This is a genomic window from Microbacterium sp. NPDC058021, from assembly GCF_042885955.1.
GTDB lineage: Bacteria > Actinomycetota > Actinomycetes > Actinomycetales > Microbacteriaceae > Microbacterium.
Window position 1 is genome coordinate 656,479 of sequence record NZ_JBHVRF010000002.1, and the last position, 18,896, is coordinate 675,374.

21 protein-coding genes are annotated in these 18,896 nt (G+C 69.6%); 4 read left to right on the plus strand and 17 right to left on the minus strand.

Translation table 11 applies throughout. The annotated features are described in order from the left end of the window. Positions 1-878 precede the first annotated feature (878 nt). The 9 genes from ACFVR6_RS06605 to ACFVR6_RS06645 all read right to left on the minus strand — a co-directional run bounded on the left by ACFVR6_RS06605 (position 879) and on the right by ACFVR6_RS06645 (position 8,456). Positions 879-1,655, minus strand: coding sequence for an ABC transporter ATP-binding protein (locus ACFVR6_RS06605; RefSeq protein ID WP_386960112.1), 777 nt, complete (start codon positions 1,653-1,655; stop codon positions 879-881). Further along, complete coding sequence (locus tag ACFVR6_RS06610; protein ID WP_386960115.1) at positions 1,655-2,485, minus strand: ATP-binding cassette domain-containing protein; 831 nt, start codon at positions 2,483-2,485, stop codon at positions 1,655-1,657. Before ACFVR6_RS06610 ends, ACFVR6_RS06605 begins: the two co-directional genes overlap by 1 nt. Continuing rightward, on the minus strand, positions 2,482-3,366 hold the full coding sequence (locus tag ACFVR6_RS06615) for an ABC transporter permease (RefSeq protein ID WP_386960118.1): 885 nt from the start codon (positions 3,364-3,366) through the stop codon (positions 2,482-2,484). Before ACFVR6_RS06615 ends, ACFVR6_RS06610 begins: the two co-directional genes overlap by 4 nt. Next, entirely contained in the window at positions 3,363-4,310 is a 948-nt protein-coding gene (locus tag ACFVR6_RS06620) for an ABC transporter permease (protein ID WP_386960120.1), read from the minus strand. The genes ACFVR6_RS06615 and ACFVR6_RS06620 overlap by 4 nt, the downstream gene beginning before the upstream one ends. Positions 4,311-4,342: 32 nt before the next feature. Further along, positions 4,343-5,854: an ABC transporter substrate-binding protein gene (locus tag ACFVR6_RS06625; RefSeq protein WP_386960123.1), complete on the minus strand. Its 1,512-nt coding sequence runs from the start codon at positions 5,852-5,854 to the stop codon at positions 4,343-4,345. Positions 5,855-5,916: 62 nt separating this feature from the next. Then, the gene (locus ACFVR6_RS06630) at positions 5,917-6,669 is read right to left on the minus strand and encodes a DUF1684 domain-containing protein (protein WP_386960126.1); all 753 of its coding nucleotides are present in this window, start codon (positions 6,667-6,669) and stop codon (positions 5,917-5,919) included. 73 nt (positions 6,670-6,742) lie between these two features. Further along, the gene (locus ACFVR6_RS06635) at positions 6,743-7,510 is read right to left on the minus strand and encodes an LLM class flavin-dependent oxidoreductase (protein WP_386960129.1); all 768 of its coding nucleotides are present in this window, start codon (positions 7,508-7,510) and stop codon (positions 6,743-6,745) included. Between the two features lie 39 nt (positions 7,511-7,549). After that, a complete protein-coding gene (locus tag ACFVR6_RS06640; RefSeq protein WP_386960132.1) occupies positions 7,550-8,011 on the minus strand; it encodes a DUF3817 domain-containing protein in 462 nt (153 codons plus the stop codon). Between the two features lie 4 nt (positions 8,012-8,015). Continuing rightward, positions 8,016-8,456, minus strand: coding sequence for a MarR family winged helix-turn-helix transcriptional regulator (locus ACFVR6_RS06645; protein WP_386960135.1), 441 nt, complete (start codon positions 8,454-8,456; stop codon positions 8,016-8,018). 98 nt (positions 8,457-8,554) lie between these two features. On the opposite strand from ACFVR6_RS06645, the gene ACFVR6_RS06650 reads away from it, so the two are divergent. Continuing rightward, a complete protein-coding gene (locus ACFVR6_RS06650) occupies positions 8,555-9,046 on the plus strand; it encodes a hypothetical protein (protein ID WP_386960138.1) in 492 nt (163 codons plus the stop codon). Between the two features lie 360 nt (positions 9,047-9,406). Beyond that, positions 9,407-10,072: an SDR family oxidoreductase gene (locus ACFVR6_RS06655; RefSeq protein WP_386960141.1), complete on the plus strand. Its 666-nt coding sequence runs from the start codon at positions 9,407-9,409 to the stop codon at positions 10,070-10,072. A 9-nt stretch (positions 10,073-10,081) separates the two neighbouring features. Here ACFVR6_RS06655 and ACFVR6_RS06660 read toward each other — a convergent pair whose 3' ends face one another. Both ACFVR6_RS06660 and ACFVR6_RS06665 read right to left on the minus strand, forming a co-directional pair. Beyond that, positions 10,082-10,372 carry a DUF4287 domain-containing protein gene (locus tag ACFVR6_RS06660; RefSeq protein WP_386960144.1) on the minus strand — a complete coding sequence of 97 codons (291 nt, stop codon included), beginning with the start codon at positions 10,370-10,372 and terminating at the stop codon, positions 10,082-10,084. Between the two features lie 10 nt (positions 10,373-10,382). Next, positions 10,383-10,766 (minus strand): cupin domain-containing protein, encoded by a 384-nt coding sequence (locus tag ACFVR6_RS06665; RefSeq protein WP_386960147.1) that lies wholly within the window; start codon positions 10,764-10,766, stop codon positions 10,383-10,385. 186 nt (positions 10,767-10,952) lie between these two features. On the opposite strand from ACFVR6_RS06665, the gene ACFVR6_RS06670 reads away from it, so the two are divergent. Further along, the gene (locus ACFVR6_RS06670; protein ID WP_386960150.1) at positions 10,953-11,324 is read left to right on the plus strand and encodes a VOC family protein; all 372 of its coding nucleotides are present in this window, start codon (positions 10,953-10,955) and stop codon (positions 11,322-11,324) included. Between the two features lie 46 nt (positions 11,325-11,370). On the opposite strand, the gene ACFVR6_RS06675 is transcribed toward ACFVR6_RS06670, so the two are convergent. The 5 genes from ACFVR6_RS06675 to nrdH form a co-directional block, all read right to left on the minus strand. Beyond that, positions 11,371-12,891 carry an ATP-dependent DNA ligase gene (locus ACFVR6_RS06675; RefSeq protein WP_386960153.1) on the minus strand — a complete coding sequence of 507 codons (1,521 nt, stop codon included), beginning with the start codon at positions 12,889-12,891 and terminating at the stop codon, positions 11,371-11,373. Positions 12,892-13,004: 113 nt separating this feature from the next. Next, the gene (gene nrdF, locus ACFVR6_RS06680; RefSeq protein WP_386960156.1) at positions 13,005-13,979 is read right to left on the minus strand and encodes a class 1b ribonucleoside-diphosphate reductase subunit beta; all 975 of its coding nucleotides are present in this window, start codon (positions 13,977-13,979) and stop codon (positions 13,005-13,007) included. A gap of 49 nt (positions 13,980-14,028) precedes the next feature. Continuing rightward, complete coding sequence (gene nrdE / locus ACFVR6_RS06685) at positions 14,029-16,185, minus strand: class 1b ribonucleoside-diphosphate reductase subunit alpha (protein ID WP_386960159.1); 2,157 nt, start codon at positions 16,183-16,185, stop codon at positions 14,029-14,031. Further along, entirely contained in the window at positions 16,167-16,601 is a 435-nt protein-coding gene (gene nrdI / locus ACFVR6_RS06690; protein ID WP_386960162.1) for a class Ib ribonucleoside-diphosphate reductase assembly flavoprotein NrdI, read from the minus strand. The genes nrdE and nrdI overlap by 19 nt, the downstream gene beginning before the upstream one ends. Positions 16,602-16,651: 50 nt before the next feature. Next, a complete protein-coding gene (gene nrdH, locus ACFVR6_RS06695) occupies positions 16,652-16,885 on the minus strand; it encodes a glutaredoxin-like protein NrdH (RefSeq protein WP_257525618.1) in 234 nt (77 codons plus the stop codon). Between the two features lie 342 nt (positions 16,886-17,227). Between nrdH and ACFVR6_RS06700 the strand changes: the two genes are divergently transcribed. Further along, positions 17,228-18,433 (plus strand): MFS transporter, encoded by a 1,206-nt coding sequence (locus tag ACFVR6_RS06700; protein WP_386960166.1) that lies wholly within the window; start codon positions 17,228-17,230, stop codon positions 18,431-18,433. A 19-nt stretch (positions 18,434-18,452) separates the two neighbouring features. Here the strand turns inward: ACFVR6_RS06700 and ACFVR6_RS06705 are convergent, their stop codons facing one another. Then, positions 18,453-18,857 (minus strand): pilus assembly protein CpaE, encoded by a 405-nt coding sequence (locus ACFVR6_RS06705; protein ID WP_386960169.1) that lies wholly within the window; start codon positions 18,855-18,857, stop codon positions 18,453-18,455. Between the last annotated feature and the right edge of the window lie 39 nt (positions 18,858-18,896).

Below are 18,896 nucleotides of genomic sequence, written 5' to 3' on the forward strand. Positions count from 1 at the left end.
CCGCCGCTCCCGCTCCGCCATCGCCCCCGATCCCCGTCGCCACAACTTCGGAGAAAGCCACAACCTCGGAGCCGAACCCCCGATCCACTCCGAAGAACCGGCGATCCCCGAAGAACCGGCGACGACCGGATGCCACGCCCGCCGTCGCGGCAACAGATCGCCCCGCGGCATCACATCGCCTCGCGGCATCCACCCCGCCGCCGCGGCATCCACCCCGCCATCGCCGCAACTTCGGAGAAAGCCACAACCTCGGAGCCGAACCCCCGCCCCACTCCGAAAAACCGGCGATCCCCGAAGAACCGGCAACGACCGGATGCCACGCCCGCCGTCGCGGCAACAGATCGCCCCGCGGCACCCACCCGCCGTCGCCACAACATCGGAGAAAGCCACAACGCCGGGGCCGAACCCCCGATCCACTCCGAAAAACCGGCGATCCCCGAAGAACCGGCGACGACCGGATGCCACCCCCGCCGTCGCGGCAACAGATCGCCTCGCGGCAACACATCGCCTCACCGCATCCACCCGCCGCACGGGATCTACCCCGCCGCCGCGGCATCCACCCCGCCATCGCCACAACATCGGAGAAAGCCACAACGCCGGAGCCGAACCCCCCGATCCCCTCCGAAGAACCGGCGATCCCCGAAGAACCGGCAACGACCGGATGCCACACCCGCCGTCGCGGCAACACATCGCCTCGCGGCATCCACCCCGCCATCGCCACAACTTCGGAGAAAGCCACAACCTCGGAGCCGAACCCCCGCCCCGCTCCGAAGAACCGGCGATCCCCGAAGAACCGGCGACCACCGGATGCCACGGCCACGGCCACGCGGCCCCGCACCGGCACCCCCGCGCGTCACGCGGCCCCGCCCGGCACCGCGCTACGCGGGCAGGCGCGGCACCGACGCGAGCAGCCGCTGCGTGTACGGATGCTCCGGCGCGGTGAGGAGGCGCTCGGTCGGCCCCTTCTCCACGATGCGGCCGCTTTCGAGCACCGCCATGCGCCGGCACAGCGCCGACACGATGGTGAGGTCGTGGGAGACCAGCAGCATCCCGATGCCCTGCTCGCGCGCGAGGCGCTGAAACAGCTCGATCACGTGCATGCGCACCGAGGTGTCCAGGGCACTCACCGGCTCATCGGCGAGGATCAGCCGCGGGCGCGGCGCGAGCGCACGCGCGATCGCGATGCGCTGCCGCTGCCCGCCGGAGAAGGCCTCGGGGTAGCGTTCGGCGGCATCCGCCGGCAGATCGACCGCTTCGAGCAGCTCCGCGACGCGTGCCGCACGCGACGCGCGATCGTCCCCCAGCCGCAGCGACTGCAGCGGCTCGGCGATCGACTCCCCCACGGTCATCCGCGGATCCAGCGACGAGAACGGGTCCTGGTACACCGGCTGCACCGCGCGGCGGAATGCCCGCATCGTCGAGGCCGACCGCCGGTCGAGCGGGCGGCCCTCGAACAGCACGCGACCCCCGGTCGGGGCGGCGAGCCCGAGCAGCACGCGCAGCAGCGACGTCTTGCCCGCGCCCGACTCGCCCACGAGCCCCAGGCTCTCCCCCGGCGCGAGCGCGACCGACACGCCACGGAGCACGGGTGTGCCCTTCCCGTACGCGAACGCGACGTCCTCGGCCGCGAGCAGCGGCGTCTGCGCGTGTGGCATCAGGCGCCCCTTCCCGACGTCGACCGCGGCAGGAAGTCGTCCAGGCGCCGGGATGCCGCGACGAGCTCGGCCGTGTACGGATCGCCCGGGGCGCCCAGGATCTGCGCGGTGTCCCCCAGCTCCATCTGCCGGCCGCCGCGCATCACGAGCACGCGGTCGGCGATGCCGGAGACGACCGGCAGGTCGTGGCTGATGAAGATGAGCGCCATGCCGCGCTCGGCGACCTCGCGCTGCAGCAGCTCCAGGATGCCGGCCTGCACGGTGACATCCAGCGCCGTGGTCGGCTCGTCCGCGATGAGCAGCCGGGGCCCCGCCGCCAGCGCGATCGCGATCGCCACGCGCTGGCGCTGACCGCCGGAGATCTCATGGATGTACGACCGCGCGATGCGCTCCGGGTCGCTCAGCTGCACGTCGGCGAGGGCGTCGAGCACGCCGCGGCGGAGAGCCTCGCCGCGCAGGCCGCCGTGGTGCGCGAGCGGCCACGCCACCTGCTTGCCGACCCGCATGAGCGGGTCCAGCGACGACAGCGGCTCCTGGAACACCGCGCTCATGATCGCGCCGCGCACGCGGTCGAGCCGCCGCGACGGCGTGCCGACGATCTCGACTTCACCGGCATCCGTCGCCACGCGCGCCGATCCGTGTGCGACGAGCGGGTGCCCGAGCAGCCCCAGCACCGCGAGGGCGGTGAGTGACTTGCCGGATCCGGACTCGCCGATGATCCCGAGCCGCTCGCCGGGGGCGAGGGTGACATCCACGGCGTGGACGAGATCGACGGGGTCGGGCCCGTCGATGCGCACACCGAGTCGATCGACCGTCAGCAGGGCGCTCATCGGATGCTCCGGGAGGTCGGGTCGGCGACGTCGCGCAGGCCGTCGGCGAGCAGGTTGACCCCGATGATGAGGGCCACGAGCAGAATGCCGGGGAGGATCGCGGCGGTCGGCGCGACGAGCACCGTGCTCTGCGCCTCCTGCAGCATCCGCCCCCACGAGGCGTTCGGCGGCGGTGAGCCGAGCCCGAGGTACGACAGCGATGCCTCGGCCCCCACGGCGCCGCCGAACTGCAGCGCGAGCGGCACGATGAGTGTGGGCCAGACGTTGCGCAGCACGTGGCGGCGCAGGATGCCGAGGGTGCCGGTGCCGGAGGTCCGCGCCGCGGTGACGTAATCCATCGCGAGCACCCGGGTCGCGGTGATGCGCGTGAGCCGGGCGATGACCGCCGCCCCGGCGAGCCCGATCGCGAGGATGGCCGAGTCGAGCGAGGCCCCCCGCCACGCGACGATGAGCATCGCGAGCAGCAGCGTCGGGAAGGCGATGGCGATGTCGAGCAGACTCGAGATGGCGTCGTCCACCCAGCGCCGGGCGACGGCGGCGGCCAGCCCCAGCGTGATGCCGACGATCGCCGCGATCAGGACGGAGCCGAACCCCACCGCGAGCGCGAGGCGCGCGCCGATCATGAGCTGGGTGAACAGGTCCCGGCCGAGCCGGTCGGTGCCGGCCCAGTGCTCGAGCGACGGCGGCTGCAGCCGGTCGCCGGTGGTGTCGTCGTAGGCGAACGGCGTCCAGAACACCGAGACGAGGCCGATGACCGCGATGAGGCCGAACAGCGCCGCGCCGACGGCGAGGTTGACCGACCGCCGCGCGCGCCGACGGCGGGCGGATGCCGCCGGCGCGGGGGCCGGTGCGGGCACGGTGGGCAGGATGGTCGCGGTCATGCCAGAGCCTTCGTCCGCCGGTTGCCGGAGAGGGAGTCCCGCAGGCGCGGGTCGATGATGCGCTGCAGCACGTCGGCGATGAACCCGAGCACGAGCACGAGCGCCGTCGAGAACAGCAGCACGCCCTGCACGCTCGGGAAGTCCTGCTCCTTGATGCCCACCAGCAGCATGTCGCCCAGCCCCGGCAGCGCGAACACGCGCTCGATGATGACGGCGCCCACGAACGTCGTCGACAGCTGGATGGCGAGGATCGAGATGAGCGGCACGACGCCGTTGCGCACCCCGTGGCGCCACAGCGCCGTGGCGAAGCTCTGCCCCGCGGCCCGCGCGGCGCGCAGGTACTGCTGCCCGAGGATGTCGAGCGTGGCGCTGCGCACGTACCGCGCGAGGTCGCTGCCGGCGACGATCGCGATCGTGATCACCGGCAGGGCCAGCGAGTACAGCGCCGCGCCGGGATCCTCCCAGTCGGTGCGGGGGAACCCGCCGGCGGGGAACAGCCGCCACCCGAGCGACAGCACCGCGACGAGCAGGATGCCGACCCAGAACACCGGGATCGCCCCGCCCAGCTGCGACACCGCCGAGAACGTCGTGCCGTACCAGGTGCGCGACTTCCAGGCGGCGAAGAAGCCGACAGGAACCGCGATGAGCACCGACAGCGTGAACGACAGCAGCGTCAGCGGGAGGGTGACGTTCAGTCGCCGCACGATCTCGTCGCCGACGTTGAGGTGGTTGGTGAACGACTGTCCGAGATCGAACGACAGCAGCTGCCCGATGTAGGCGAAGAACTGCTCGTGGATCGGCCGGTCCACCCCCAGGCGGGCGGCGGCCGCGGCGATCTCGGCATCCGTCGCGCCGACCGAGATCAGCGCGAACACCGGGTTTCCGAGCACCCGGAGCACGACGAACAGGATTGTCACCGCCAGCGCGAACGCCAGCAGCAGCAATCCTGTCCGTCGAAGCAGGTACCGGGTGATCGCTACGCCTTCGTGATGTCGTACACGTAGAACAGCGAGTTCAGGCCGTTCTCGGGCACCCCGGTCACACCCTCGGCGGCGATGCGCAGCTGCGGGTTGAGGTAGAGCCACACGCTCGCGGCGTCATCGGAGATCTGCTGGTTCGCCTTCGCGATCAGCTCCGTCTGCTCCTCGACGGTGGATGCCGCCTCGGACGCGGCCAGCCACGACTGCACGTCGGCGTTGTCGTAGCCCCAGTAGAAGTCGGGGTTGCCGTAGAAGTTGATGTCGCGGTCGTTGACGTGGCCCTGCAGCGTCGCCTGGAAGTTCTTGTCGGTGTAGACCTTCTGGTACCACTCGTCGTCGGTGATGATGTTGATGTCCACCGTCACGCCGACCTTCGCCAGCTCAGACTTCAGGAACTCGGCGACCGTGGAGTGCACGCCCGAGTCGGGGGTGTCGATCGTGAAGGTGAACCCGTCGGCGTAGCCGGCCTCGGCGAGCAGCTGCTCGGCCAGTGCCGGGTCGTAGGGGTTGTTGTCGGCGAGGTCGAGGTACCACGGCTCCGACGGCGGCACCATCGAGCCGATCAGTTCGCCGCGGCCGTCCCAGATCGCATCGAGCAGCTTCTCGCGGTCGATCGCGGAGTACAGCGCCTTGCGCACGGCGACGTCGTCGAACGGCGCGAGGCGGTCGTTGAAGGCCAGCAGCTCCTTCGTGGTGGAGGTGCCCTCGATGATCTGGAAGCCGGCGGCCTCGAACTCGGCGAGGCTGTCGGGGTTCGACTGGCTGGTGACGAGGTCGACGGCACCGGTCAGCAGCGCGTTGTTCAGCGCGGTCGGGTCGGCGTAGTACTGGTAGACCACGCCGCCGTTGGCGGGCGCGTCGCCCCAGTAGTCCTCGTTCACCTCGAGGGTGATCGAGTCGCCCTTGCGGTAGTCGGCCAGGGCGTAGGGTCCGGTGCCGTCGGCGGTGGTGGTCAGCTCCCCCGCCTCGTCGTTGACGATCCAGACGTAGCCGAGGTTGTAGGTGAAGCTGATCGACGGCTGCGCGAGGGTCACCGCGACGGTCTTGTCGTCGACGACATCGACACTCTGGATGACCTTGAGCTGGTTCTTGCGCGCCGCGATCGACTCGTCGCCGACGAACCGCTCGAGGCTGTACTTGACGTCTTCTGCCGTGAGGGGGTCGCCCGAGTGGAACGACGCGTCGGCGAGGGTGAAGGTGTAGACCAGACCGTCGTCGGAGACCTCGGTCTCGGCGGCGAGCAGCGGCTCGACCTCGGCGTCGTCGGTGATGCGGAACAGGCCCTCGTAGACGTTGCCCGTGAACACCTCGGTCACGCCCGACGAACCGCCGAAGATCTGGTCGAGGTTGGTGGGCTCGTTCTGCGAGCCGACGACGATCTCGGCCGACGCGTCGGCGTCACCGGATGCCGCGGGGGCTGCGCCCGAGGCGCATCCGGCGAGCAGGAGCGCACCGGCGGACACCGCGGCGGACGCGGCGAGGAGTCGATTGAAGCGGCGTGAAGTCACGTCGGGTCCTTTGCTGTGAGGGTGAAGCAGTCGGCGCGAAACCGGATTCGGGTGGGAGAGAGTCAGAGGGAGAAGCCGTCGGCGAAGCGCACGCGCTTCTCGCCCGCGCGCAGCGCGAACGGCAGCCGGTTCTGCGCCGGCGGCAGCGGACAGTTCATCTGGTTGGAGAAGCCGCACGGCGGCACGGTCGCGCGGTTGAAGTCGATCGTGAGCGCGACGCTGTCGCCGGGGCGGAGGTCGCGCGACTCGGCGGGACGGTCGAGGAAGAGGAAGCGCCCGGCGCCGTAGGTCTCCGACCCGTTGGTGAGGTCACCGAAGACGAGCTGCAGCTTGGCGGTGCCGCCGTAGACCGTGTCGAAGGCGCTGAGTCGGTACTCGGTGCCGTCGAGGTCGAACACGAGGTCGCCCGAGACGGGCAGGCCCCGCGTGGCGCCGGCATCCCGGATGTGCTCGAACGGCACGACGCGCTGCTCGTCGACGAGCTCGAAGCGCCCCTCGAGCACCCAGGCGGGGTCGTACGGGTAGCGCTCGATGTCCTCGAAGGCGAGGTTCGCGGGAGAGTCCTGACGCCAGATGCGGTACGCGTGCTGCGGCAGGCCGGTCTCGATGTCGGTGCGCTCGAGACGGGTGAACAGCGCGGATGCCGGGTGCCCCTGCCGGGCGACGGACTCCTCGACGGGAGGCTCGCCGGCGGGCGACCAGTTCGTGAGCACGAGGGAGAGGGCTCCCTGCGGCGCGGTGACAGCCTCGCGGCGAGCGCGGATCCACTCGGAGTGGGTGACGGGCTCGGCTGTGGAGGTATCTGTGCTCACCATGACAGGTAATCAAACGCGGCGGCCGTTGAGAAATTCCGTTGCGTCGTGTTTCTTTTGCGACGTCGTGGCGTGGTCAGGGCCGGCGGGCGCCGGCGACGGCATCCACGAAGCCGAGGTAGTCCGCGGTGTCGTCGGTCGGGGTGATGGCCCGCAGCACCACCTCGTCGACGCTGTTCTCGTACGCCTCGAGGGCGGCGCGGAGGTCGGTGGTGCTGTCGATGACGGTGGCGGCCGGGTCGATCCCGAGGCGCGCGAAGTGGGCCGCGTAGTTCGGGAACCCCGCGTAGCGCGCGGTCTCGGCGGCCAGGCGCGCGTCGGCGTCGGGGTGCACCGAGGTGCGCACGTACACGGCGACGTGGGCGTCGGGTGCGGCGGCGTGGGCGTCGGCGGCCTGCGCGGCCGCAGCGGTGGGGGTGAGCCAGCTCAGCAGCAGCCCGTCGGCATCCGCGGTGCCGCGCCGGCGCATGCGCGGCCCCAGCGCCCCGACGATGACGCGGGCGTCGGTGTCGGCGCGCAGCGTGCGCGCCGCGTCGCCGACGGCATCCAAGGCTCCCGTGCGCAGGGCGCCCGACCCGATCCCCAGCACCAGGCGGTCCTGCGGCAGGCCGAGCCGCTCCGCCGCGGCGACGATCTGCGCCGGGCTGCGGCGATCGACGGGGATCACACCGGTGGCGAGCGTCAGCGTGCTCGTCACCGCAGCGGCGGCAGCCAGCACCTCGAGCGCGTCGGCGCCCGGGGTGTCGTTGACCCAGAGCGCGCGCAGGCCTGCGGCTTCCAGCGCCGGAGCCAGGGCCGCCGCGACGGCGGGTCCGGCCGCGGCGGCGATGCCGATCGACAGCATGGCGTCTCCTCGTGTCGGTGAGCCGCCCACGCTACCGGCTCAACGGCCTCCGGGCGGGCCGAGAATCAGCAGCACCGTGAAGACGACGACGACACCGACCGCGAGCGCCAGCGCGAACAGCCACGGGCGGCGCAGCAGCGTGCGGAACAGGCGGTCGTGCCAGGTGCGGTCGCGCGGGTCGTCAGTCTCGGTCGGGCGCCACTGGCCGGCGAGGCGGCCGGTGCGGTTGAGCCAGATCTCCACCGGGATGGTGGCGTACGGGATGATCGCCGCGACGATCGCGACGGCGGTGGGCCAGGGCGACCAGCGGTTGTTCTTCGCGACGACGACCGCGGTGGCGGCATAGGAGAGGAAGACGAACCCGTGGATACCGCCGCCGATCGACACGGCGATGTCGAGCCCCACCGTGGCACGCAGCACGAGACCGGTGATCAGCAGGGTCCACGAGACGGCTTCCGCGAACGCGAGCACGCGGAACAGAGCCAGAGGGGTGCGGAACATACCTTCAGTCTACCTGAAGGTTATGCTCCTCTTCGCCGAACGGGCGCTCGTGCAGGCCCTGCAGGGCCGAGGCGAGCCCCGGGAGCGCGGCGGTGAAGGCCACGTCGAGCGAGGCGACGAGCGCGTCCGCGCTGTCCAGCGCCTGCTGCCCCTTCTTCGTGACGCGCAGGTCGGATGCCGCGCCCGCGTGCGCCGTGGCATCCGAGACCATCCCCGCCGCGGCGAGGGCGCGCACCGCGGTGTGGGCGGTCTGCACGGTGATCTGGCTGCGGCGGGCGAGCTCGCTGAAGGAGATGCCGGGTTCGGCGCCGATGTGGGCGAGCAGACCGAACTTGCGCGTGGTGAGGCCGACGGACTTCAGGGCACCGCCCAGGCGGGCATCCCAGATGGCGGACACCGTCAGCAGCGAGATGACGGGGCTGAAGGGGGGACGTTCGGCGTTCATCGCGATTCCTCCCTCGTATGTGGACCTGTATGTGGACCGGCACTCTCGATGCTATCGATGCGTCACGCTGTGGCACGACGCCGGGCCATGATTAAACGATGACCCGCCCGATCAGTCCCACGACCGCCCGCCTGACCGGCATCGCCCTCGTCGTGCTGCCGCTGGTGGCGCTCGCGCTGAAGCTGGCCTCGGCGGGCTGGATGGTGGTCGCCATCATCTGGACCGCGCCCGTGTGGCTCATCGGCTACGGGATGCAGGTCGCGGTGGCTGCCAGCGGATACCTCGGCGGGCGCGCCGCGCTGCGCGAGGGCACCGGGGCGCGGCGCGCGCTGATCGCGGCGTGGGCGACGAGCATCGCCGTCGTGCTCGTGGGGATCTTCCTGGTCGACGGCGGCGACAGCGGCGACTGGGGATCCACCTTCATGCTCGCCGCCGGCCTCGCCGGCGACGGCGATGCGGCGGACGTCTCGTCCGGCATCTTCGTCATCGCGGCATCCGTCTGGATCGCCGGCTGGCTGTGGCTGGTCGTCGAGTGGGTCGTCGCGCTCGTCCGCCGTCGCCGCGCCGCCCGCGTCCCCGCGCCCGCCTGACCCCCGCCCCCGTCAGCCGTTCCGCGCCGCCCGCGTCCCCGCGCCCACCTGACCCCCGAACCCGTCAGAATTCAGGCTCCCGCTCCCCCGCACCGCCGTCTCCGGCCCGTCACCCGCCCCCAGCCTGAATTCCGACGCCCACCGGCTCCACCCCGTCGCCCGGCGCCACCGCCCGGCCCGACCGCCCACCCCCACCCGACCCCCACCCCACCCGGCACCCGGCCCCGGTCCGGTGGCCACCCACCCGCCGTCCCTGTCGGAATTCAGGCTCTCGCGGCGGCGCGGCCGCGGGCTGTCGCCGAGACCGGCCCGCAGCCTGAATTCCGACAGCAGATGCGGCGACCACCTAGCATCGGGGACATGCCCCTCGCCCTCGTCACCGGCGCTGCCCGCGCCAACAGCATCGCCGCGGGCGTCGTGCCGCGGCTGGTCGCCGACGGTTGGCAGGTGGTCACGAGCGACCTCGAGTCCGCGGACTACCCCGCCGACCTGTCGTCACCGACCGCACCCGACGACCTGATCGACGCCGTCCGCGCCGACCACGGCGCCATCGACGCCCTGATCCTCAGCCACGCGCACGACGTCGAGTCCGGGATCCTCGACACGACCGCCGAGAGCTTCGACCGCCACGTCGCGGTCAACGCCCGCGCCAGCATGCTGCTGATCGCGGCGTTCGCCCGCCAGGTGCCGCCCACCGGCGGCGCGGTGGTCGCCTTCACCAGCGACCACACCACCGGCAACCTCCCCTACGGCGCGTCCAAGGGCGCGCTCGATCGCATCGTCATCTCCGCCGCACGCGAGCTCGGCCCGCTCGGCATCTCCGCCAACGTCGTGAACCCCGGCCCCATCGACACCGGCTGGATGGATGCCGCGACGCGCGAACAGCTCGGCGCGCACCATCCCCTGGGCCGCCTCGGCACGCCCACCGACATCGGCGGCGTCGTGTCGTTCCTCGTCTCCCCGGAGGGCCGGTGGATCTCCGGCCAGCTGCTGCACGCGGACGGCGGGTTCTCCGCCCGCTTCTGACGTCGCTCGTCAGGGATGCGGGTTGGTCGCAGCCCCATCCAGCCACAGCGTGTCGGTCGGATCGGCGTGCGTGCCGCCGCTGCCGACGTGCTTCGCGCTGATCTGCGGCCCCTTCGTGATGACGTGGACCATCGCCATCGCATGCCCACGCCCGAGTCCGTAGTCGTCGGCGAGCCACTGCACGATAGGCGTGGCAGCCGTCGACGAATCGAACCCCTTCTCCCCTGCGATCGCCACCAGTTCGCGCGGCGTGAGCCCGGTCTTCTTCTCGACGGCGTCGAGGTACGCCTGGAAAGACATGTGCACTCCTTCAGTCGGTCAGCGACGGGATGTCGAGCGTGCCGCGCGAGTCCCACCACTCCTGGATGATCACCGGCGACGCGTGCATGCAGACGATCCGCAGCCGCGACGTGCCGGAGTTGACGAAGCGATGCCAGGTCCACAGCGGCGCGGTGACGGTGTCCCCCGCCGTCGCCCGCAGGACGCGATCGCCGATCGTCACCTCGGCCTCGCCCTCCAGCACGATCCACGTCTCTGTGTAGGGATGCCGGTGCAGTCCCGGGCCCTGCCCGGGATCGTTGTCGACGAAGAAGTACGACAGGCCCGCCCCGTGCTCGCGCCCGACGAACCGACGGGTGCGGCCGCTCCCGATCCGCAGCGACTCGGCGGGAATCGGTCGCAGAGCTTCGTCCATCGTTCCTCCCGGTGCGTCATCGCTGCTCCGAGCGTGGCACAGACACCGGGCCGACCCAAGCCCCGATCACCTCCGGCGCACGAGCACTCCGACCACGCCGCTGAACGCGGACACGATGTGTCCTCGTTGCCGCGTACCGTCGGCGATACAGCGATCCCGCCGGGATCCCAGGCTGAGGAGAACGCCATGGACTGGAAGATCGAGCTCATCTTCGTGCCGGTGACGGACGTCGACCGCGCGAAGGACTTCTACGTGAAGATCGGCTTCCACGCCGACCACGACCAGGTGCCGTACGAAGGGCTGCGATTCGTGCAGCTCACTCCGCCCGGGTCGGCGTGCTCGATCGCCTTCGGCACCGGACTCGGCTCTCGGATGCAGCCGGGCGATCAGGACTGCATCCAGGTCGTCGTGCCGGATGCCGACGCGGCGCTGGCCGACCTGCGCGCTGCGGGCGTCGACGCACAGGGTGTCGACGAGCAGGCGTGGGGGCGCTTCGTGACGTTCGACGACCCCGACGGCAACACCTGGACGCTGCAGCAGTTGCCGCCGCGCGACTGATCCCCGCCGGCGCGCCACCGCCCGGCCGCCAGCGGGCGACGCCCGGCTACCGCAGCAGGCCGCGCAGCGTCTGGATCGTGTCGGCGTCCGCGGCGCGTTTGTCGTCGCGGTACGCCTTGACGCGTGCGAACCGCAGCGCGATGCCGCCGGGGTAGCGCGGCGACCGCTGCACGCCGTCGATCGCGATCTCCACGACCGTGATCGGCTGCACCCACAGCGTGCCGGGCGTGCGGCCGGTGGCGATCGTCGGGAAGTGCTCGGTCTGCCAGCGCAGCGTGGCATCCGTCAGCCCCTTGAAGGTCTTGCCGACCATGACGAATCCGCCTGGCTCACCGAACTCCCCCTCAGGATCGAGGGCACCGAGGTGGAGGTTGGAGAGCATCCCCGAACGGCGCCCCGAGCCTTGCTCGACCGCGAGCACCACGAGGTCGAAGGTGTGGACCGGCTTGACCTTGATCCAGCTCGACCCGCGTCGACCCGCCGCGTAGGTCGAATCGATGGCCTTGACGACGACGCCCTCATGCCCGGCGGCGAGGGCATCACGGCTCACCCGTTCAGCGACCTCGGGATCGGGCGTGACCTCGCCGCGGACGCGGTGGGCCGGCGCGATGCGGGCGAGCTCTGCCATGCGAGTGCGCAGGGGCTCGTCGATCAGGTCCCGACCGTCCAGATGCAGCACATCGAAGAACCATGGATGCAGCACGAGTTCGCGCGCCGCCTCGGCACCGAACCGCGCCATCGTCTCCTGGAACGGCCGCGGCGACTCGTCCTCGTCGAGGGCGAGCGTCTCGCCGTCGAGCACGACGGCGCGCACCGGCATGGCCCGGACGATGTCCACGATCTCGGGGAGGCGATGGGTGATGTCGGCGAGATTGCGGGTGAAGATGCGCACGTCGTCGCCGCTGCGGTGCACCTGGATGCGGGCACCGTCGAGCTTGTACTCCACGGATGCCTCGCCGACGGTCGTGATCGCCTCGGCCACCGTGGATGCGGTACTGGCGAGCATCGGCAGCACGGCGCGTCCGACGACGAGGCCCGTCCCCGCCAGATCGGCTTCGGTGCCGTGCAGCGCGATACGCGCGGTCTCGCCGAGGTCGCCCGACAGCATCGCCGCGCGGCGGACCGCCGCGAGGGGTCGGGCGGCGGCCTGCGCGATCGCATCGGTGACCACACCCTCCAGCGCGCCGGTGCGCACGTCGCCGAGGAGTGATCGCCGCAGGAAGTCCGCCTCCCGGGCGGTGGCCTGCCCGAGCAACGCGGCGAGCGAAGCCGAGCGGCGCTCCGCCGAGCCGGGCCCCGACGTCGTGGCGAGCTCGGTAAGGGTCGCGTCGACGTCGGCGATCGTCAGGGTCGCCTCTTCAGCCGGCGCTCCCGCAGCCGACGCCAGACTGCGCCACCCGACGCCGATGCGCCCCTGTCGCGGCTTGCCCAGTAAGAGGCCCAGCGCCGGAGCGAGGTCGTCGGGCTCGAGACGTCGCAGCAGCGCGGCGAGCGCATCGACTTTCGCCCGGCGCGAGCGCGTGGCCGTCACGGCATCGGCGGTGTCGACGAGCTCGGCGAGCAGCATGCGGTCAGTCTGCCACCGGCATCCGACGCCCGCGCCGTCCCCTTCGATCCCCCCACGAGAAAGCCCGGCGACACCTCACGAGGAGGCGCCGCCGGGCATCACGCAGCAGCGGGTCAGAAGTCCCAGTCGTCGTCTTCGGTCGCCTCGGCCTTGCCGATGACGTACGAAGAACCCGACCCGCTGAAGAAGTCGTGGTTCTCGTCGGCGTTCGGCGACAGGGCCGACAGGATCGCCGGGTTGACGTTGGTGGTCGTCGCCGGGAACATCGCCTCGTAGCCGAGGTTCATCAGCGCCTTGTTGGCGTTGTAGTGCAGGAACTTCTTGACGTCCTCGGTCAGCCCGACGGAGTCGTAGAGGTCCTGCGTGTACTGCACCTCGTTGTCGTAGAGCTCGTACAGCAGCGAGAACGTGTAGTCCTTGATCTCATCGCGCTCGGCCTGCGAGACCTTCTCGAGCCCCTTCTGGAACTTGTACCCGATGTAGTAGCCGTGCACGGCCTCGTCACGGATGATGAGGCGGATGAGGTCGGCCGTGTTCGTGAGCTTCGCCCGCGACGACCAGTGCATGGGCAGGTAGAAGCCCGAGTAGAACAGGAAGCTCTCGAGCAGGGTGGATGCCACCTTGCGCTTGAGCGGCTCGTCGCCCCGGTAGTACTCCATGACGATCTGAGCCTTCTTCTGAAGGTTCGGGTTCTCGACGGACCAGCGGAAGGCCTCGTCGATCTCCTTCGTCGAGCAGAGCGTGGAGAAGATCGACGAGTAGCTCTTGGCGTGCACCGACTCCATGAACGCGATGTTGGTGTACACGGCCTCTTCGTGCGGCGTGATCGCGTCGGGGATGAGCGAGACGGCGCCGACCGTGCCCTGAATGGTGTCCAGGAGCGTGAGCCCCGTGAACACCCGCATCGTGAGGGTCTGCTCCTCGGGGGTGAGCGTGTTCCACGACTGGATGTCGTTGGACAGCGGCACCTTCTCGGGCAGCCAGAAGTTGTTCACCAGGCGGTTCCAGACCTCGAGGTCCTTGTCATCCTCGATGCGGTTCCAGTTGATGGCCTGGACGTGGTCCAGCAGCGGCAGTTTTTCGGTCATGTCGATGTCTTTCCTCGGCTCGTCTCGTGTGCGTGTGCGGTGACCGGGGTCACAGCATGCAGGAGACGCACTCGGTCATGTCCGTGCCCTCGAGGGCCAGCTGACGCAGACGGATGTAGTAGATGGTCTTGATGCCCTTGCGCCAGGCGTAGATCTGGGCCTTGTTGATGTCACGCGTCGTGGCGGTGTCCTTGAAGAACAGCGTCAGCGACAGACCCTGGTCCACGTGCTGCGTCGCGGCGGCGTACGTGTCGATGACCTTCTCGTAGCCGATCTCGTACGCGTCCTGGTAGTACTCCAGGTTGTCGTTCGTCATGAACGGCGCCGGGTAGTAGACGCGGCCGAGCTTGCCTTCCTTGCGGATCTCGATCTTCGACGCGATCGGGTGGATCGACGACGTCGAGTTGTTGATGTACGAGATCGAGCCGGTCGGGGGCACCGCCTGCAGGTTCTGGTTGTAGATGCCGTGCTGCTGAATGGATGCCTTCAGCGCGCGCCAGTCGTCCTGCGTCGGGATGTCGATGCCGGCGAACATCTGCTTGACCTTCTCGGTCTGCGGCACCCACTCCTGCTCGAGGTACTTGTCGAAGAACTCCCCCGACGCGTAGGTCGAGTCGGCGAAGCCCTCGAAGGCCGTGCCGCGCTCGATCGCGATGAGGTTCGACGCCCGCAGGGCGTGGAACAGCACCGTGTAGAAGTAGATGTTCGTGAAGTCCAGGCCCTCTTCGGAGCCGTAGTGCACGTGCTCGCGGGCGAGGTAGCCGTGCAGGTTCATCTGCCCGAGGCCGATCGCGTGCGAGCGGTCGTTGCCGTCCTCGATCGAGCGGACCGAGCGGATGTGGCTCTGGTCGCTGACCGCGGTGAGGGCGCGGATGCTGGCCTCGACGGTCTTGCCGAGATTGCCGCCGTCCATCGCGAGGGCGATGTTCATCGAGCCCAGGTTGCAGGAGATGTCCTTGCCGATCTCCTTGTACGAGAGGTCCTCGTTGTAGGTGGTCGGGGTGTTGACCTGCAGGATCTCCGAGCACAGGTTGGACATGTTGATCCGGCCCTTGATCGGGTTGGCCTTGTTCACCGTGTCCTCGAACATGATGTACGGGTAGCCCGACTCGAACTGGATCTCGGCGAGGGTCTGGAAGAACTCGCGCGCGTTGATCTTCGTCTTCTTGATGCGCTCGTCGTCGACCATCTCGCGGTACTTCTCGGTGACCGAGATGTCGCCGAACGGCACGCCGTAGACCTTCTCGACGTCGTACGGCGAGAACAGGTACATGTCCTCGTCGTTCTTGGCGAGCTCGAAGGTGATGTCGGGGATGACGACACCCAGCGACAGCGTCTTGATGCGGATCTTCTCGTCGGCGTTCTCACGCTTGGTGTCGAGGAAGCGCAGGATGTCGGGGTGGTGCGCCGACAGGTACACGGCACCGGCACCCTGACGCGCACCGAGCTGGTTGGCGTAGCTGAAGCTGTCTTCGAGCAGCTTCATGACGGGGATGATGCCGCTGGACTGGTTCTCGATCTGCTTGATCGGGGCGCCGGCCTCACGGATGTTCGACAGCAGCAGCGCCACGCCGCCACCGCGCTTGGACAGCTGCAGGGCGGAGTTGATGCCGCGGGCGATCGACTCCATGTTGTCTTCGATGCGCAGCAGGAAGCACGACACCAGCTCGCCGCGCTGGGCCTTGCCGGTGTTGAGGAACGTCGGGGTCGCCGGCTGGAAGCGGCCCGAGATGATCTCATCGACGAGCTCCGTGGCCAGCGCCTCGTCGCCGTCGGCCAGGCCCAGCGCCGTCATCACGACGCGGTCCTCGAACCGCTCGAGGTAGCGCTTGCCGTCGAAGGTCTTCAGCGTGTAGCTGGTGTAGTACTTGAACGCGCCGAGGAACGTCTCGAAGCGGAACTTCTTGCCGTAGGCGAAGTCGTTGAGCTGCTTGATGAACTCCATCGAGTACTTCGCCAGCACGGCCGGCTCGTAGTACTCCTTCTCGACGAGGTAGTCGAGCTTCTCCTCGAGGGAGTGGAAGAACACGGTGTTCTGGTTCACGTGCTGCAGGAAGTACTCCCGCGCGGCGCGCTTGTCGGCGTCGAACTGGATCTTCCCGTCCGGCCCGTAGAGGTTGAGCATCGCGTTGAGGGAGTGGTAGTCCATGCCCTCGAAGCGTGCGTCGGCCTTGAAGGCCAAGTCGGTCAGTGCTGATTCCACCATTGCTCCAGTCCCTCGCTTACGCGATCGACGTCTTCTGGCGTGCCGAACAGTTCGAGCCGGTACAAGTGCGGCACGTTGCACTTGCGGCTGATGATGTCACCGGCGAGGCAGAAGGCCGCGCCGAAGTTGGTGTTGCCCGCAGAGATGACTCCGCGGATCAGGCGCCGGTTGCTCTCGTCATTGAGAAACCGGATCACCTGCTTGGGAACCGCGCCCTTCTCCTCACCCCGGCCCTGACCGCCACCGTAGGTGGGGGTGACCAGGACGAAGGGCTCGTCGATCGTGAGCGCGGGCTCTGAGGAGCGCAACGGGATACGCGCGGCCGGGAGGCCCAGCTTCTCCACGAATTTCGCGGTATTGCCGGACAGGCTGGAGAAGTAGACGAGCAATGGTGCTCGGGTCGCCGTCATGTGCATGTCCACCCCCTTCCCCGATCGCAGCACCGCAGCGCTGCGCGTCGAGACCGTCAGGCCAGGCGCGAAGCGAGCTCGTCGATCTTGTCGGGGCGGAAGCCCGACCAGTGGTCCTCGTCGGTGACGACGACCGGCGCCTGCAGGTAGCCGAGCGACTTCACGTGCTCGAGCGCCGCGGCGTCTTCTGAGACGTCGAGAACTTCGTATTCGATGCCCTTCGAGTCCAGCGCGCGGTAGGTCGCGTTGCACTGCACGCAGGAAGGCTTGGTGTAGACCGTGATCGCCATGTCGTCCGTGTTTCCCCTCAAAATCCGTGGTGTCCTCGGCCAGACCGCGCCGGGAGTTCAATACTACATATGGGTGCCGACGTTCAGAAGCACCACAAGGGATAGTAGTTACATCCGTGTAGTTTTCCACCGCTCTCCCCATGTACAACACATGTTGTCCACCGTTTCATCCACAGGACGAGCGATTCCCAGAGGCCTCGAAAGGCGCTGAATCACGCGGCTCGCGCCGCCGCCGGGACGATTCATCCACAGGTCGCACGCTACGGACCCCCTCCGACATCGCCGTTCCTGTGGAACCGGCGGTACGGCGTGTCGCGACCCGCGGAGGTAGCGTTGACAGACGTGGCGGGCTATCGGGATCTTCTGCGCACTCCAGGGGTGGGGCGCATCATGGCGGCGCAGCTGACGGCGCGCTTCCCCAACGGCATGACCAGCCTGGCGATCCTGCTGCACATCGAGCACGTCACGGGCTCCTACGGCGCGGCGGGCCTCGTGCTGGCCGCCACCTCGGTGGGCCAGGCGGTCGCAGGCCCGGTCACGAGCCGCTGGATGGGCCGCTGGGGCATGCGCAAGGTGCTCACCCTCACCACGCTCGTCTGCGCCGTGACGATCGCCACACTCGCGTTCGTGCAGACCGTCGTGCCCGTCTACATGCTGCTCGCGCTGGTCGCAGGCCTGTCGACGCCGCCGGTGCAGCCGGCCGTGCGCACGATCTACCCCAAGATGGTCACCTCGCGGCAGCTGACTCCGCTGTTCTCTCTGGACGCGTCGCTGCAGGAGATCATCTGGATCATCGCCCCGGTGCTCATCACCTTCATCGCCACGCAGGCGGGCACCGTCCCCGCCCTCGTGTGCATCGTGGTCATCCTGTTGCTGGGGTGCACCTGGTTCATCCTCTCGCCGGAGGTCGGGCGCGTCCGCATCCCCCGCAGCCGCCGCAGGCTCGGCAAGGTGCTCACCCGCCCCGCCGTGATCCTCGCCACGGCCACCGGCTTCCTCCTCATCGGTGCGGCCGCCGCGGTCGAGGCCGGGGTCGTCGCCACCTTCGACCACGGCGGGCTCGAGGCCGGTCTCGTCCTGGCGGTGTTCTCGATCGGCAGCCTCGCCGGCGGGCTGGGCTTCGGGCACATCCCCATCGGGCCCTGGGCCATGGCGCGGCGGTTCGCCATCGTCGCGGTGGGACTGTGCCTGGCGATGATCTCCCTCGACGTCTGGTGGATGGGCGGGTCGCTCCTCATCGCCGGCGCCGGCGTGGCTCCCGCTCTGGCGGTGATGTTCGCCATGACCACCGCCAGCGTCAAGTTCAGCGACACCGCCGAGGCCTTCGGCTGGGTGGGCACCGGTCAGCTGATCGGCTCGGCCGCGGGGTCCGCGACCGCGGGATTCCTCATCGACGGCGTCGGGCCGCAGGGGGCGTTCTTCGCCGGTGCCGCGTTCGCCGTGGCCGGGGTGCTCGTCTCGATCGTCTTCGTGCGCGGCTTCCCCGACCTCCGCGGCCGGGACGCCAGCCCCATCCCCGACACCGAACCGGTGTCGATCGTCACCTGACCGGCGGGTGCAGCAGCGCTCAGGCCAGTCGCGCCAGCAGGAACAGCACGGCCCGCGCATACGCGTCGGCCGGCTCCGGATGCCGGAAGCGATGACGGATGCCGGCGACCTCGATCTCCACCTCGTACGTGTCGGGCAAGCGGCTGAGGGTGCGGAAGGCGCCCCGCAGCATCTCGCGCAGCTGACCCTCGGACGGCAGCCACAGCGCGTCCTCGAGGGCGACCGAATCCAGCGCCCACTCCGTCGTGCCGTTGAAGGCCAGCAGCGTTCCGGTCGGGTAGCTGCGCGGCTCGATCGTCATGTCGCTGACGGTGAAGACGTCGGCGTCGAACTCGGGTTCGTCCAGCTGGAACCGGTCGCCCGACCGCGGCCGCCACACCAGTCCCGCCGCTCGGAGTTCCCGTGCCAGGTCTGTGGAGATCACCCTCCCCATCATGCCGTCGTCCGCGGGAGCGGGGGCCGC

Excerpts from the sequence above, each read along its gene's own strand:
- ACFVR6_RS06605 (WP_386960112.1), bottom strand. The coding sequence starts at position 1,655 with ATGCCACACGCGCAGACGCCGCTGCTCGCGGCCGAGGACGTCGCGTTC.
- ACFVR6_RS06665 (WP_386960147.1), bottom strand. The coding sequence starts at position 10,766 with ATGGACGAAGCTCTGCGACCGATTCCCGCCGAGTCGCTGCGGATCGGG.
- ACFVR6_RS06670 (WP_386960150.1), top strand. The coding sequence starts at position 10,953 with ATGGACTGGAAGATCGAGCTCATCTTCGTGCCGGTGACGGACGTCGAC.
- ACFVR6_RS06650 (WP_386960138.1), top strand. The coding sequence starts at position 8,555 with ATGACCCGCCCGATCAGTCCCACGACCGCCCGCCTGACCGGCATCGCC.
- ACFVR6_RS06645 (WP_386960135.1), bottom strand. The coding sequence starts at position 8,456 with ATGAACGCCGAACGTCCCCCCTTCAGCCCCGTCATCTCGCTGCTGACG.
- nrdH (WP_257525618.1), bottom strand. The coding sequence starts at position 16,885 with ATGGCGATCACGGTCTACACCAAGCCTTCCTGCGTGCAGTGCAACGCG.
- ACFVR6_RS06630 (WP_386960126.1), bottom strand. The coding sequence starts at position 6,669 with ATGGTGAGCACAGATACCTCCACAGCCGAGCCCGTCACCCACTCCGAG.
- nrdI (WP_386960162.1), bottom strand. The coding sequence starts at position 16,601 with ATGCACATGACGGCGACCCGAGCACCATTGCTCGTCTACTTCTCCAGC.
- nrdF (WP_386960156.1), bottom strand. The coding sequence starts at position 13,979 with ATGACCGAAAAACTGCCGCTGCTGGACCACGTCCAGGCCATCAACTGG.
- ACFVR6_RS06635 (WP_386960129.1), bottom strand. The coding sequence starts at position 7,510 with ATGCTGTCGATCGGCATCGCCGCCGCGGCCGGACCCGCCGTCGCGGCG.
- ACFVR6_RS06660 (WP_386960144.1), bottom strand. The coding sequence starts at position 10,372 with ATGTCTTTCCAGGCGTACCTCGACGCCGTCGAGAAGAAGACCGGGCTC.
- ACFVR6_RS06640 (WP_386960132.1), bottom strand. The coding sequence starts at position 8,011 with ATGTTCCGCACCCCTCTGGCTCTGTTCCGCGTGCTCGCGTTCGCGGAA.
- ACFVR6_RS06675 (WP_386960153.1), bottom strand. The coding sequence starts at position 12,891 with ATGCTGCTCGCCGAGCTCGTCGACACCGCCGATGCCGTGACGGCCACG.
- ACFVR6_RS06615 (WP_386960118.1), bottom strand. The coding sequence starts at position 3,366 with ATGACCGCGACCATCCTGCCCACCGTGCCCGCACCGGCCCCCGCGCCG.
- nrdE (WP_386960159.1), bottom strand. The coding sequence starts at position 16,185 with ATGGTGGAATCAGCACTGACCGACTTGGCCTTCAAGGCCGACGCACGC.
- ACFVR6_RS06610 (WP_386960115.1), bottom strand. The coding sequence starts at position 2,485 with ATGAGCGCCCTGCTGACGGTCGATCGACTCGGTGTGCGCATCGACGGG.
- ACFVR6_RS06655 (WP_386960141.1), top strand. The coding sequence starts at position 9,407 with ATGCCCCTCGCCCTCGTCACCGGCGCTGCCCGCGCCAACAGCATCGCC.